A 14,399-nucleotide genomic window follows, 5' to 3' on the forward strand; every position below is an offset into this window, starting at 1 on the left:
CCTAATGCGCCAACCGGACATCGAGATCTACCTCAAAGACGCCGAACGTGATGCCGTGGCGCAATGGCTGGGTGAAGCACTTGGCCCATGCAGCGACTGGCAGCAGAAAGGCCAGACCTTCAAGTGCAAGGCCGGTGACGTGCCGGTGACCTGGTTGCCGAAAGCCGTAGGCAAATGGCACAGCCTGTACCTGGAAAGCGACGCCACGCCCTGGGACGACGACCTGGCTTGCGCCCGCGCCGCCCATGCCGCGCTCGGCGTACAGATTCGCTGCGCACCCGGCACCTGGGTCGAGGATGAAAGCGACGAAGAGGCCGACCGCTGGATCAAGGTCGATGCCGACGGAGAAACCGAGATCGTCTGGCGTACCGAATAAAGCGGCCGCTTCGCGGCCATCTCCCTATCCCGCTTGCAGGAGACGACTGCATGGATGCAGGAGGTATGGCGACTCAGGATGCCAAAACCGAGGGTGCCCGAAGGGCGAGAGAGCTAAGGTGCCGACAAGGGCGTTTGCATCGACAGCCATTAGCCCGGATGCGATCCGGAGAAAGACCTACAACCCACTGAAACAAGAAACCACCGAACACTATTAATACGGCGTGCCGCGTTCACAGAGGTTGGAGCCGGCAGGCAATTTCGCGATGTTCTCGGCCCTCTCCCCCAACCCCTCTCCCATAAATGGGAGAGGGGAGCTACCTGCGAAACCCGCCCTACGAAATACAGCGCCCACAAACAACAAGGCCCGTCATCGACGGGCCTTGTTGGATTACGAGCTTGGCGTTCAGAGCGCCGATACGTCTTCCGCCTGCAGGCCTTTCTGGCCCTGGGTTACGCCAAACTCGACTTTCTGGCCTTCGACCAGGGTGCGGTGGCCTTCGCCGCGGATGGCGCGGTAGTGAACGAATACGTCCGGGCCGCTTTCGCGCTGAATGAACCCGTAACCCTTGGAATCATTGAACCATTTGACGGTTCCGGTCTCACGATCTGCCATTACCAACTTCTCCAAACTCGCTATTTTTTTATTGTCCCGAAGGCGCTTTGACGGCTCGGTAAAAACGGACTTCTCAGCATTCGCCACCCCCGGCAATCGAGCTTGGAGCAGGTCAAGCGATTCGCGTTCTTGCTACAGCCGAAGGCCGAGTATAAAGCATGGATTGTGACTGAAAAGCTCTTTTTTAGAATCGGCACGAAGCCAGAAGTTATGCGGGTTACAGCCTGTTTTATGAGCTTTTGGCCAACAGATCGCGCAACTTTTTCGCCAGCCGCTGGACCTGTTCAGGCTCCAGCCGGTAGGCCCAGTCACTGCGTGCACTGACCTCGTCAGCCGTGAATCCCTCGTGCTCGCCAAGCACCAGCCAGTGTTGCTCTCCCTGCTTGTACAGGGCGCCTTCGAGCAGCTGCCCGCTGAAACCTCTGAGGTTGAACTGCAACATCGGCGCCTGCTTGAAACTCACCTGCGCCAGCGGCGCAGCATCAGCGAACTGCAGGTTGGAAAAGACCAGGGCGACGCTATTGGCCGCTCCCTCGAAACTGAGCTTCTGCTCCTTACGCAGGTTGTCGACAGCGAAGTTGTATTGCTGAGCGTCAGCGCGCGATAGCGTGAGTTTCTCACCATCGGCGTAGCGCAACTCGAGGCGCGCGATAGCGGTGAAGGGAATGTTGGTGACTCGCCGATCCAGCCAGTCCAGCTCATGCGTCGGTACTTGCAACCGCTGATCGATCAGCCAGACCTGATCTTCACCGGCACGGCGCACCAGTTGCCCACTGCCTTGCTGAGACGGATTACCCAGACGCAGCCCCAGGTCGGGATGCCCGTCGAAGTGCAGCTTCAGACGCAGCGCCTGCTCATCAGCCGCGCCCTCCTCGGCCAGTCCCAAACGAGCATGCCACTGCGGGTTGGCGGTCTTGGCCTCGACGCTACGCGCCTCGCGCAGTGCCCTGAGCAGCTCGACCAGCGCCTGCGGCGCCGCCGGATAGTCGGCCTTGGCCGGCACTACCCACTGCTCGCCGCGGCGTTCGATTCGCACGGGCGGCTGCCCCGGCTGCTCGACCTCCAGCGCCTGCAGCGTATTCAGATAGCCTTGCTCGGCTGCCAGCCATGGCGCCTGCTCGAGTTGCGCCACATCCTGTTGCTGGCTGCGCTGCACCGCCAGATAACCCAGCACGCAGAGCAGCACGATGACGGCCAATACCACCAGACCTTTACGTCCCATGATGTTCTCACTGTCGATGATTCAGTAGTGGCGGTGGATCGATAAAGCGTGATCCACCCTACGCTCGGTTCGTGGGAGGGGCTTTAGCCGCGACTGTCGCCGCAGAAGCCCCTCCCACAGGTGCTGGCCTCACGCGCGCCGGCGACGACGCCATAGCCACAACGCCAACACACCCAGAGTCAGCAACGCCGGCACCAGGGCGATATTGATGACCTTCAGCGTGCGGCCAAGTGCCTCGATATCGGCGTTGAGTTGATAGCGCACATCGCGCAGCTCCTTGCGAATTTCCAGCTTCTGCTGGATGAAGTTCTGCAACGCGCCCTGCTGCTCTGGCGTCAGCTCCAGTGCCTGGCTGGGATCGTCGCTGCGCTGCAACGCCGCCAGTTGCTGCTCGGTTTCCGCCAGGCGCGCCTGCAGCGCCTGCTCCTTGTCACGGAAACGCTGCTCGGCAGCACGCTGCAGCTCTTCAACCACCACGAACGGACGACTGAAGCGACCACGCGAACGCACGCTGATGAGTGCTTCGGAACCAGTCAGGTTGTCCAGCGCATTGATGGTGAAGCTGCCGTTGTCCGCCCATGGCTGCGGCATACGCTGGCCGAAGAAGTCCTGCACCTGCACCCACATGCGGTCGCTGAGGATATCGGTATCGGCCACCGCGATCACGTTGATGTTGTCCGCCTGCTTGAGCCCGTCCTTGCGCCCTTCGATGCCTTCCGGGAAGGCGCTCTGCGCCGGGCCATCGATACGCGCGGCGATGGTGTAGCGCTCACCGGTCGGCTCCAGTTCGCGGATCAGCTCCTCAGGATTGCCGAGCATGGCAAAGCGCTGGGCATCGAAGGGCATGGCGTACTCGGAGCTCTGCATCAGCGGGGTAAACCGGGTCTTCGCCCCCTCCACCGGCTCGAGAATGCCGGCAGTGGCGACGGTGACACTCTCCAACCCGGCGGTGGCAATGTCGTTCTGGTCCAACGCCTTGCGCGGCAGGCTCAGCCAGGCAGCATGACGTACCGGGCGCTGGCCCTGGCCCATGTTCACCGACATGGCATAGGAGCCATCGCCAAGGACCTTGTCCGGCACCATGCGCAGACCCCAGGCCTTGAACAGCGCATCGATATTCGAGGCCTTGTCCACCGCTACCTCGCCCGGCATGTCACCACTATCCGCTTCCGCGTAGGGGTCAACGAACACCATCAGCTTGCCGCCACGCAGCACGAACTGATCGATGGCGTACAGGGTCTGCTCGGGCAGATTCTTCGGATGCACCAGCCAGAGCACCGAGACCTTGTCGGGAATCTGGTCGACATCGGCCTTGAGATTTTCGATCTGGAACAACTGGCGCACCTGCTCCAGCACCATCCAAGGCGGTGTCGGCTGCCGCGCCATCATGTCGAAGCCGCCGGTCATCGGCAGTCCGGAGAACACACCGACCACCGGCAACTCCGGCTTGGCCAGGGTCTGCACCAGGCGGCTCAGCTCATATTCCAGATGTTCCTCCTGATCCAGGGCGAAGAACGGGATCACCTGGGTGTCGTCCAAGGCATTTGTGCCGGCCAGGCCGAAGTAGATCGAATCACCGCCCTGCTGCAGTGGGATGCCCTGCAGGCCGAACTCGGCGGCCTTGTCCTCGTCCTCGGAGAACGGCTCGGGGTCGATGATGTGCAGGCGAATTTTGCCACCGGCCTGCGCCTGGTAGGCCTTGAGCATCTCCTCCACGCGCTGGGCGTAGGTGCGCAGCGCCGGCAGGTTCTTGGCCACCTTGTCCGAATAGAAGAAGTACAGGTTGATCGGCTCGTCCAGCTCGCCAAGTATCTGCTTGGTGCCGTCGGAGATCGTATAGAGCTTCTGCTCGGTCAGGTCCAGGCGGGCACCGCCCAGGCCCAGGCCGGCCAGCAGGTTGAAGGCGATGAAGGCCACCGCGATCAGCAGCAGCCCGACGCCGGAATAGATCAGCTTTTTCATGGTGGCGGGCCTCAGTCAGCTTTCTTCAGATCGATGACCACTGCGGTGGCGGTCAGCCAGGCAGCGATCAGCGAGAGGAAATACAGCAGGTCGCGCAGATCGATGACGCCCTTGCTGATGGCATCGAAGCGCACCAGGAAGCTCAGCGAAGCGATGGCGTCCAGCAGCCACTGCGGCGCCCAGGCAAAGGCGTCGAGCACCATCGGAAAGCCGCTGACGATGAACAGGAAGCAGGCACTGACCGCGAGGATGAAGGCGATTACCTGGTTCTTGCTCAACGCCGACATGCACGAACCGATGGCCAGATACGCGCCGGCCAGCAGCCAGCTACCGATGTAGCCGGTGACGATGGCGCCATTGTCCGGCTCGCCCAGGTAGTTGACGGTGATGATCATCGGGAAGGTCAGCAGCAGCGCAATGCCGGCGAACACCCAGGCCGCCAGGAACTTGCCGGTGACCGCCTCGAAGCGGGTGATCGGCAAGGTCATCAGCAGCTCGATGGAGCCGGACTTGCGCTCCTCCGCCCACAGGCGCATGGCAATCGCCGGCACCAGGAACAGGTATAGCCAGGGGTGGAAGTTGAAGAAGGCCGACAGATTGGCCTGGCCGCCTTCGAAGAAGCCACCCAGGTAGAAGGTGAATACCCCGGACAGCACCAGAAAGATGACGATGAACACGTAGGCCAACGGCGTGGCGAAGTAACTGGCCAGCTCGCGTTTGAAGATCACGGGTAACTGGGTCATGGCTGCTCTCCCCGGGTCAGCGTGCGGAACACTTCATCGAGCCGGCCACGCTCCACATTGAGTTCACGCACCTTCCAGCCGCGCTCGGCGATCAACGCATTGACCTGCGGGAAGATCACCTCGCCCGGCTGCGCCAGCACGCTCAGGCTGTGCTCACGGGCGTTCTCCTCGACGCCGGCAACACCCGGCAGCGCCGCAAGGGCGGCCTGGTCCAGCGCCTCATCAGCTACCAGCGTCACCGCCTGGTGGTAGCGCGAGCGGCTCTCAAGCTCCAGCGGCGTGCCATCAGCCAGCAAGCGGCCATGGGCGATGATCACCGCGCGGGTACACAGCGCCGTGACCTCTTCGAGGATATGCGTGGAAATGATCACGATCTTGTCCTGCGCCAGCCCCTGGATAAGCTGGCGCACCTGATGTTTCTGGTTGGGATCGAGGCCATCGGTGGGCTCGTCAAGGATCAGCACGCGCGGATCGTGGAGGATGGCCTGGGCCAGACCGACGCGGCGTTTGAAGCCCTTGGACAGCGTCTCGATGCTCTGCTCAAGCACCTTCTCCAACTCCACCTGCTCCACTGCGCGCTGCACGCGCAGCGTCTTCTCGGCACCGCGAAAGCCGCGCACTTCGGCGATGAACTCGAGGAACCCGCGCACTGTCATGTCGCCATAGCACGGCGCACCTTCCGGCAGATAACCGATCTGCCGCTGGGCCTTGAGAGTCTGGGTCTGGATATCGCAACCGAGAATACTCGCCGTGCCGGAGGTCGGCGCGAGAAAGCCGGTGAGCATTTTCATGGTGGTGGATTTGCCGGCCCCGTTGGGGCCGAGAAAGCCCAGCACTTCCCCTGGCTGGACCTGGAACGACAGGTCATCGACTGCCGTGTACTGCGCAAAACGCTTGGTCAGGTTTCTTATTTCGATCATGGCCTCTCACCGTCGCGAAGGGCACTGCGCTCAGCGAAACCACCGCACACGCGCAGGCCTCAAGAACGCCGAGCACGCAAACCGCCGGCCCGGACGAGGGCAAGACCGTAGCAAAACCGAAAAGTTCAGTCAGCACGATGAAACAAGTAGTAAATGGAATATGTGATCAGCGATCCAGAGGGCTCAACACCGCGAGACCACCTCGATTGAGCACATGGGTGTAGATCATGGTGGTCTTCACGTCGGAGTGGCCGAGTAACTCCTGCACCGTACGAATGTCCTGGCCTGCCTCCAGTAGATGCGTCGCGAAGGAATGACGTAACGAATGGGGCGTCGCGTGCTTGATCAGGCCAGCGCGCTGCGCCGCCTCGCGCACCGCCCTCTGAATGGTCTTCTCATGCAGGTGATGGCGGTAAATGCCGTGCCCGCGTGGATCCTGGGAGCGGTTGACCGACGGGAAAACGAACTGCCATCCCCACTCCTTCGCCGCATTCGGATATTTGCGCGCCAGTGCGAACGGCAGATTGGCTTCGCCAAACCCATCAGCCAGATCCCCCTGATGCACATGCCGCACCTTGTTCAAATGCTGCCGTAACGGCTCGACAACACGCATTGGTAGCATGGTTACCCGATCTTTCTGGCCCTTACCATCACGCACGATGATTTCTCGCCGGGTGAAGTCGACATCCTTGACCCTCAACCGCAGCGCCTCGAGCAAACGCAAGCCCGCGCCATAGAGCAGGTTCGCAACGATCCAGCTATCCCCCTGCAATTGACCTAACAGGGCATCGACCTCAATACGGGTAAGCACCACCGGCAGATGCTTGGGCTTCTTCGCCTGTACCACACCCTGCAACCAGGGTAAATCCAGTTTGAGCACCTCCTTGTAGAGAAATAGCAGAGCGGCTAGAGCCTGGTTCTGTGTCGAGGCGGACACATCGCGCTTAACCGCAAGATGGGTCAGAAAAGCCTCGATCTCTGCCGCCCCCATCTCAGCTGGATGCCGATAGTGATGAAAACGTATGTAGCGTTTTGCCCACTCGGCATAGACAGCTTCAGTACGGATGGAATAGTTTCTGACTCGAATCTGCTGGCGCAATTGATCCAGCAGCTTGGGCTTGCCGTCATCCATGTCGCGTTTCTCCCTGAGTGCTGTCGCGTTTGTCGCGACAACCTTCAAGCTAGACAAGGACTTGCAAGACGACAAGGAAGATTATGCGACAGGTGTCGCGTAGGAACGCGACATGCGTGTCGTCTAATTAATAGTTAGGGATACACATGCGCCGCCCCACCTACTTATCCGCACTAATGAACAATACAAAGTGGCGTGAGGTGTTAAGCCTAGTTGGACGCATGGGTGAGAGGTTTGAAGTAGCCTATATCTGGGAGGAGCGATTTCAGCCCGCATTACCACCAGCGGAGGATCAGCTAAAAGAAACACATATCGCCGACCCAGGAATAGCAGGCGGCCCAGCTGAATATATTGATATTTACTCCATACGTATTCCCAAAACAATCTGGGCTCAAAATCCAAAAACAGGCGAAAAATTACCAAGCACTGAAAAAAGTGATCGTTTTCTAACGGAGGCAGCAAAACTGGGCTTGCTGCCACTCGAAATAAAGGACGACTTCATATACGTATATGGCTACAGTCACCGCAATCCCTAACAACTGGTTCAAACCGTTCGCTTCGCTCACTGGGACGGGCTAAAGCCCGCCCCTTAACCAAACGTTAGAGGCATGCATGACGACACTGCGCATCGAGTCGTGGTCTGCGGAGCTAGGTTGGGTTGAGGAATCCCACTGGTCGCTGGAGTCTTTCGTATATCGGCTTGGACTTTGTACAAATCTCAAAGGCACTGAATTAAAGCGCGTAGCACGGAACATCAGAAAGAAAGAGCTTCTAGAAATAAAAATAATTAGCGCCGAGTCCGCTAACGCGCTAATACATACGCTTGAGTCAATAGGGGCAAAAATCTCGGTCTCCGAGTAACGCCTCTAACAAGTGGTTCAAACCGTTCGCTGCGCTCACTGGGACGGGCTAAAGCCCGCCCCTTAACCAAACGTTAGGGATACACATGCGCCGCCCCACCTACTTATCCGCACTAATGAACAATACAAAGTGGCGTGAGGTGTTAAGCCTAGTTGGACGCATGGGTGAGAGGTTTGAAGTAGCCTATATCTGGGAGGAGCGATTTCAGCCCGCATTACCACCAGCGGAGGATCAGCTAAAAGAAACACATATCGCCGACCCAGGAATAGCAGGCGGCCCAGCTGAATATATTGATATTTACTCCATACGTATTCCCAAAACAATCTGGGCTCAAAATCCAAAAACAGGCGAAAAATTACCAAGCACTGAAAAAAGTGATCGTTTTCTAACGGAGGCAGCAAAACTGGGCTTGCTGCCACTCGAAATAAAGGACGACTTCATATACGTATATGGCTACAGTCACCGCAATCCCTAACAACTGGTTCAAACCGTTCGCTTCGCTCACTGGGACGGGCTAAAGCCCGTCCCTTAACCAAACGTTAGGCAAACAAATCATGCATTGCAGAGGTTTCATTTTCGGGCACATCGAGGTTGAGGTAGATGAGCGCGCTTATGATTTGCATAACTTTTACAGTCTAGACTTCTTCAAATACCAAATAAATGATCGGCGCGTCATCTTAGAATTCTCAAAAAGATCTGAGTCGTGGGTACCACCCGAAGAGCCCAATAGGATCTGTTTAAATTTTGTACGCATCAGTCACTTTTCAGTTCAAGAGCGCGATCCTAAAATGCCTTACACAGAAGATGACTGTATAGAATCTATTGGGCTAGTAGAGCCTGAAGCATTGACCAATGACTTCTACCTTACTGACGACTTCACTCAAGATCATCACTTAGTTCTGCGATTCCAGTCAGGCCTTTCCATACGACTGCAGGCGGAAGAGGCTTCATGCGAGCTATGTTTGCCTAACTAGTGGTTCAAATCGTTCGCTTCGCTCACTGGGACGGGCTAAAGCCCGCCCCTTAACCAAACGTTATGCGTAATCGAGCATGAAGAATAAATTGAGCTCAAAGGAAAAAGAACTCTGGAATAGGATATCCAAAATTCTCTGGAAGAATTGGGATCCTATCGGTGTCTACGAAGAAGACAGTGAGTGGGATGATGAATACGATAGCTATGTACCTCACATATTCCAACTTGCAGTAGAGGGTTGCGATCACATTAGAATCGCCGCTTCACTCACATCAACAATTCGTCAAAATATCGGATTGAACGCCACAGAAAACAACGAACATGACATTAGTGTTGCAAAGTTAATCGTCAGTGCCAGACAGGGAATATTAGGCTAGTGAGCAAACCGCATAACAAGTGGTTCAAGTCGCTCGCTTCGCTCACTGGGACGGGCTAAAGCCCGCCTCTTAACCAAACGTTATGTACATTTAGCTAGTTCAGAGTAAGGAAACACTGACAGATGAATTACTCCACTGGCGAAGTAGTAGAAATCGGTGACTCGGTAACGTTGGAACACGGTAAAACGCCCGGTGTTGTGCAGGTCGTCATTGAGACCCCGCAACAAATTGAGGAGTGGGCGCTAGACGAACCAGGAATAATGGTTGAAGCAGAATCATTTGGTTGGGTTTTCTGGCCAGCATCCGAAACCTACGACCCCGTAATATTTATCGCGCGAAAATGCACATAACAACTGGTTCAAACCGTTCGCTTCGCTCACTGGGACGGGCTAAAGCCCGCCCCTTAACCAAACGTTAGATGCTTCTATGAGTAAACTACTGAAAGCGCTTGCAGCAGTACTTGTATTCTTGGCTTACAGCTCAGTCGGGGCGGCACAAGAAATGTCGCATGAGCAAGCTGTAAAGCTAAAAGAATTAGAGTCGTGCTTGATGTTACTACCGAAAAACGGGGATAAACCTGCTGACTCAGCATGTGCAGAGTCTCCAGTAAATATCCTACAAGGTGTTTCTAGCAAAAATATTTTAAGCTCTCTAGGCACCCCGAGTTGGTGCAGCAATTCACGGGCAACATATTTCCCTTGGACAGAACAAGACTGCGGCGGCACTACAGTGTGGGGCTACTCTTTCTACTACCTCCCAAGCACCTACCTTGGTGGTGGCAGTGAGCTCCAATTTACACTTGATAACAACCAGCTTGTAAAAGCAGTTAACTGGGTAGCCACTGAGTAGCCATGCACCTAACAAGTCGCTCAACTGCCGCTCACTTCGTTCGCTGGACAGCCAAAAGCTACGCTTTTGTCTGCCCGTTAGCTTAATCGTTAGACACCACAAGGAAGTTATGCGCAAGTCCGTAAATATCACAATCGTAGTCACAATCTCGATAGCCCATTACTCAATCATGGGTTACTTGGGTTATGACCCTGCGCCTGAGTATGAAAACTTAATGGCTTGGTCTTTCGCGCTCATGGTTGCCTTGTGGTGTCTGGATGACGCAAAGAAATACAACTTCCATCCCCCTTATGAGTTCGGCGCGTTTATTTTCTTCCTCTGGCCCATTGTATTGCCGGCATACCTCATCCATACGCGGGGCTGGCGAGGTGCGTTAATATTTTTGGCCTTCCTATTTATAGCGCTGTTGCCTTACATTTCCGGCTGGGTTTCCTACTATGTAAGCCCTGCTTACAGCGAGTATGGCGTCTAACTTATGGTTCAAGTCGTTCGCTTCGCTCACTCGGGACCGGCTAAAGCCGGCCCCTTAACCAAACGTTAGGCAATTATGTACCGCATTCCCAAAGACATAGATCTATCAGGAATCGTTGGTGAGTTCACGACGCAAGTGTTGGTTGGTCAATTCGATATCCAGTTTTGCTTTGGGAAATATCATTTTGCGGTTCAGTCAGATATTCATCTTATTAAGCGCGGGCAAATTATTGGGGTTTGGCAAGCAGGTACTTGGCCGCCACAGCAGTTTTTTGAAATAATGAATACAAACGTAGTTGCGTGCCAAATACCAGATGAAAGAACAGTAACCATCTATCTGGATAACGGTATTGAAATACACCTCAGCGATAACTCAGACCAGTTTGAATGCATGCAAATTTACGTCGATGGAGAGCAAGGCCCATGGATAATTTAAAAGCCTAACTAGTGGTTCAAACCGTTCGCTTCGCTCACTGGGACGGGCTAAAGCCCGCCCCTTAACCAAGCGTTAGCCAATCGCGTTCCGCCTTATTTGTATTTGCTCCGCGTACATCCGTCACATCGCTCCATTGCTTGAGGTTTCACACGGTTCCGATATTGCGTTTTCTGATCGTCCGCCGCCACAATCGGGGCACAGTCAAAACCGTTATCAGTCAGTAAGATCGGCACATCAAATTCATCGTGTTTCGCCAGGTTCACCGCGTAACGCGTTACAAGCAGAAAAGCGGTACTTTTAATTATGCGTGCATCCGAGCGCCTAACAATTGGTTCAAATCGCTCGCTGCGCTCGCTGGAACGGGCTAAAGCCCGCCCCTTAACCAAACGTTAGGCACTGCAATTGATCATGCGAAGCGCCCTACTCTACACAACCTTGGCATTTATATCGGCAAGTGTTCTCTCAGGCATTTTTATCAATCAGGGCACGTTCACCCATACCATCAATACCAACAGCTTATCGGAGGCTCGTTGGGTGTTAATCACCATGATGCCTATAGTTCTCATGGTAAATTTCGTTTGGCTGCGCAGAACTCCAGCAAAAGGAAAAATTGATACATCCTTGCAAATTCTTGGACAAACAGCTCTATTCATCGCCCCTTATTACTGGCTTTTCAATCATGCGTAAGCAGCGCCTAACAAGTGGTTCAAATCGCTCGCTTCGCTCACTGGGACGGGCTAAAGCCCGCCCCTTAACCAAACGTTAGAGTGCTTCTATGGATGCTCGCCAAATCACTACGCTAATGCACAAGTTATTTTACGGAGACATTCCGCATAATGATGGCTGGGTGCATCTAATGATTGACGACGCACTGAGTCACAACAAAGTAAACGACTTAATTGAAAAATACATCAAAGGCGATGAGCTACTAATATTTGTCGACCCGCAGCATTGCGCTTACTCAAACAAGTCTGCTGCATTTGAGCACATCAAAACTCTCATTAAATACGGCGTTATTCGCATAGCAGACCCACGCTTTCACGGGCGCATCCTTATAAATCCGATTGGCGTAGGCACTGGAAATGCACTCTAACAAGTCGCTCAACACCGTTCGCTTCGCTCACTGGACTCGCAAAAGCTACGCTTTTGCTCGCCTGTTAGCTTAATCGTTAGAGGTAATGCTCATGACCCTTGAGTGCCCAAGGTGCCAGCAAGGACAAATAAGGCCAATGCGCATCATAAGTACGCGAGAATTTATTTGGGTTTGTGAAGAATGCGAAGCAAGCTGGGCAAGTCAAAACGCCATTAGCAAAAACAGTTTTCAGGACTATGGCGCAGTAATGGAATCAAAGGGGCTAAACCCTCTTTGGTCTGAACTGGAGCCACAATAATGCGTAGCGCTTTACCTCTAACAAGTCGCTCAAATCGCTCACTTCGTTCGCTGGGACGGGCTAAAGCCCGCCCCTTAACCAAACGTTAGGTGCAAAGAGACTCATATGGTCGTAGAGACTGAACAAATTAGGGAGTATTTAGAAACTCTTACCGAAGGAGAGCTTGCCGAGCTCTTCTATCAAGTCGCCTCTAATCTCATAGTGAAAGAGGTCTATGAGAACGGAGATTTCTACCAAGAGAAAATCTGTTTAGCCAAAACAGTTTATGGTGGAACGGAGGGCGTGCCTGACCGAGAAAGCGACATCTATCTAGTGGCATTGCCTGCCGATCACGTCAGAAATGTAAACTGGGGCGGCTCCCTCAACCAAGGCGGGAGATGCACGCAATGCATGGTAGAGCTAGCTAGCGTCGCGAAAGCAGTTGTTTGCCCAATCTGTGGCACTGAAAACTATTGCACCTAACAAATGGTTCAAGTCGCTCGCTTCGCTCACTCGGGACCAGCTAAAGCCGGCCCCTTAACCAAACGTTAGGCCTCTCCATGGATCCGCGAGCGTTAGTTGTATACTTAGAATCGCCATACAGCGAACAACGCTGCGATCAGCCCACGGCACATGAAATCGTTCTTGCGGGTTTACAAGCCCCGTCAGAATATTGGGTTGGTCTTGCAGTCAGCTGGCTAGAGCAAGGAGCGCCGGCCAACAATGACATCATTCAAGAATTAAACTCAATTGTGAATAACAAATATTTTTCACAGAGAGTTCGGCATCATTCATTCGCTCTTGTTAAGAAGTGGTACCGAGCTAATGGCACAGCCTAACCATCGGTTCAAATCGCTCGCTCCGCTCGCTGGGACGGGCTAAAGCCCGCCCCTTAACCAAACGTTAGAGAATATTATGGAAACTCTTGCTCGCACGCTGATTCTTGCATGCAAACACATCAATGATCGAAGCAACTCAAATAGCGATGATGACGTGGCGCTGTTGGAAGCAATTGCTGTCGAGCTTGGTTCAGCATCTGATGCTGAGAAACGAAGCCTAATTGAATCTGCCAAATTATTAAGTGATGAGGCATGGCCTGAAGAAATGGGCATTCTCTAACAATGCGCTCAAATCGCTCACTTCGTTCGCTGGGACGGGCTAAAGCCCGCCCCTTAGCTTTATCGTTATGTGTAAAGGAATAACATGACCTTCGAAGCACACTATGAAAGAGAAGGAACGACAGGCTGGCTGGTTAAGTCATGGGATGATGCGAATACGCTTCTCGGGTACCAGAAAGCCGAAGGTCCTTCGTATACAGTGTTCACTCTGAAAAACGGTAGCTACATACAGTGTGCCGGAGGCAAAAAAAGCCTGGTTGTCGAGGCCCGTATTTTCAATGAAAGCGGAAGCTTTAAACACTATAGATTTGGCAATACAGAGAAATCCGGTGCGCATGCAATTATCGAGTGCAATTGCGGCCCTATAACAGTAGACAAATCGCAAGTTCTCACAATGCGAGATGCACGCCTTATTATTAAGCAGTTCGTCGAAAGTAATGGAATGGCTCTAGGTGAGTATCATGCGTCTGACATTACCAGCATGTTCCAATAAATACATAACAACTGGTTCAAAACGTTCGCTGCGCTCACTGAGACGGGCTAAAGCCCGCCCCTTAACCAAACGTTAGGTCCCGAATGCAACCCCCGCTACTCTGGCTTATTGCATGCCTACTATTGCTACAAGGTTGTATTCCAAGAACAGTTATTGTGCACGATGGACTGAAAACAACAGTTATTGACTCCACCAGTAAAAAACCATTGGAGGGCGCCTTTGTTTACGACCGTCTTGAAGGGCAAACGCCCGGCATCTTGGCACGCAGCAACGAGAGAGGCGAAATACGTCTTGATCCCAAAAGAAAATTTATTGTAAGTGGCTTGTTAGGCGAAGCGATGGTGCTCAAAGTCATTTGGGTTTGCAAAGAGGGTTACACACCCTATCTGGCTGCCTCCCTTAGAGGCTGGAACTCTGACTTTGGCCCAAGCACAATCCACACTCCCAAGGTAATTGAACTCTTACGCTCGCCATTGGCGTC

18 protein-coding genes are annotated in these 14,399 nt (G+C 54.1%); 12 read left to right on the plus strand and 6 right to left on the minus strand.

Annotated features, from left to right (window positions below; translation table 11 throughout):
- Positions 1-4 precede the first annotated feature (4 nt).
- Entirely contained in the window at positions 5-376 is a 372-nt protein-coding gene (locus tag EL191_RS15805; RefSeq protein WP_013716440.1) for a hypothetical protein, read from the plus strand.
- A 405-nt stretch (positions 377-781) separates the two neighbouring features.
- On the opposite strand, the gene EL191_RS15810 is transcribed toward EL191_RS15805, so the two are convergent.
- From EL191_RS15810 to EL191_RS15835, 6 genes are all read right to left on the minus strand, one after another.
- On the minus strand, positions 782-991 hold the full coding sequence (locus EL191_RS15810) for a cold-shock protein (RefSeq protein WP_013716441.1): 210 nt from the start codon (positions 989-991) through the stop codon (positions 782-784).
- A 229-nt stretch (positions 992-1,220) separates the two neighbouring features.
- Positions 1,221-2,213 carry a DUF4340 domain-containing protein gene (locus EL191_RS15815; protein ID WP_041980043.1) on the minus strand — a complete coding sequence of 331 codons (993 nt, stop codon included), beginning with the start codon at positions 2,211-2,213 and terminating at the stop codon, positions 1,221-1,223.
- Between the two features lie 129 nt (positions 2,214-2,342).
- Positions 2,343-4,175: a GldG family protein gene (locus EL191_RS15820; protein ID WP_041980041.1), complete on the minus strand. Its 1,833-nt coding sequence runs from the start codon at positions 4,173-4,175 to the stop codon at positions 2,343-2,345.
- Between the two features lie 11 nt (positions 4,176-4,186).
- Positions 4,187-4,918 carry an ABC transporter permease subunit gene (locus EL191_RS15825; RefSeq protein ID WP_041980038.1) on the minus strand — a complete coding sequence of 244 codons (732 nt, stop codon included), beginning with the start codon at positions 4,916-4,918 and terminating at the stop codon, positions 4,187-4,189.
- Positions 4,915-5,838, minus strand: coding sequence for an ABC transporter ATP-binding protein (locus EL191_RS15830; RefSeq protein WP_041980037.1), 924 nt, complete (start codon positions 5,836-5,838; stop codon positions 4,915-4,917). The genes EL191_RS15825 and EL191_RS15830 overlap by 4 nt, the downstream gene beginning before the upstream one ends.
- Positions 5,839-6,004: 166 nt before the next feature.
- Entirely contained in the window at positions 6,005-6,970 is a 966-nt protein-coding gene (locus tag EL191_RS15835) for an integron integrase (protein ID WP_041980035.1), read from the minus strand.
- A 146-nt stretch (positions 6,971-7,116) separates the two neighbouring features.
- On the opposite strand from EL191_RS15835, the gene EL191_RS15840 reads away from it, so the two are divergent.
- The 11 genes from EL191_RS15840 (at position 7,117) to EL191_RS15895 (ending at position 13,918) form a co-directional block, all read left to right on the plus strand.
- On the plus strand, positions 7,117-7,506 hold the full coding sequence (locus tag EL191_RS15840) for a hypothetical protein (RefSeq protein ID WP_126403509.1): 390 nt from the start codon (positions 7,117-7,119) through the stop codon (positions 7,504-7,506).
- A 410-nt stretch (positions 7,507-7,916) separates the two neighbouring features.
- A complete protein-coding gene (locus EL191_RS15845; protein WP_126403509.1) occupies positions 7,917-8,306 on the plus strand; it encodes a hypothetical protein in 390 nt (129 codons plus the stop codon).
- Between the two features lie 575 nt (positions 8,307-8,881).
- The gene (locus EL191_RS15850) at positions 8,882-9,181 is read left to right on the plus strand and encodes a hypothetical protein (RefSeq protein ID WP_080764292.1); all 300 of its coding nucleotides are present in this window, start codon (positions 8,882-8,884) and stop codon (positions 9,179-9,181) included.
- A 122-nt stretch (positions 9,182-9,303) separates the two neighbouring features.
- A complete protein-coding gene (locus EL191_RS15855) occupies positions 9,304-9,531 on the plus strand; it encodes a hypothetical protein (protein WP_126403510.1) in 228 nt (75 codons plus the stop codon).
- Between the two features lie 76 nt (positions 9,532-9,607).
- Positions 9,608-10,030 (plus strand): hypothetical protein, encoded by a 423-nt coding sequence (locus EL191_RS15860; protein ID WP_126403511.1) that lies wholly within the window; start codon positions 9,608-9,610, stop codon positions 10,028-10,030.
- Between the two features lie 109 nt (positions 10,031-10,139).
- Positions 10,140-10,502, plus strand: a complete 363-nt coding sequence (locus EL191_RS15865; protein ID WP_041980033.1) for a hypothetical protein — start codon at positions 10,140-10,142, stop codon at positions 10,500-10,502.
- 75 nt (positions 10,503-10,577) lie between these two features.
- Entirely contained in the window at positions 10,578-10,937 is a 360-nt protein-coding gene (locus EL191_RS15870) for a hypothetical protein (RefSeq protein ID WP_080764291.1), read from the plus strand.
- Positions 10,938-11,712: 775 nt separating this feature from the next.
- Positions 11,713-12,030, plus strand: coding sequence for a hypothetical protein (locus tag EL191_RS15875; RefSeq protein ID WP_041980031.1), 318 nt, complete (start codon positions 11,713-11,715; stop codon positions 12,028-12,030).
- A 403-nt stretch (positions 12,031-12,433) separates the two neighbouring features.
- Positions 12,434-12,790: a hypothetical protein gene (locus EL191_RS15885; protein WP_017363801.1), complete on the plus strand. Its 357-nt coding sequence runs from the start codon at positions 12,434-12,436 to the stop codon at positions 12,788-12,790.
- 432 nt (positions 12,791-13,222) lie between these two features.
- A complete protein-coding gene (locus EL191_RS15890; protein ID WP_126403512.1) occupies positions 13,223-13,426 on the plus strand; it encodes a hypothetical protein in 204 nt (67 codons plus the stop codon).
- A gap of 84 nt (positions 13,427-13,510) precedes the next feature.
- Positions 13,511-13,918: a hypothetical protein gene (locus EL191_RS15895; protein ID WP_041980029.1), complete on the plus strand. Its 408-nt coding sequence runs from the start codon at positions 13,511-13,513 to the stop codon at positions 13,916-13,918.
- Positions 13,919-14,399 lie beyond the last annotated feature (481 nt).

The organism is Pseudomonas mendocina (genome assembly GCF_900636545.1).
GTDB classification, from domain to species: domain Bacteria; phylum Pseudomonadota; class Gammaproteobacteria; order Pseudomonadales; family Pseudomonadaceae; genus Aquipseudomonas; species Aquipseudomonas mendocina.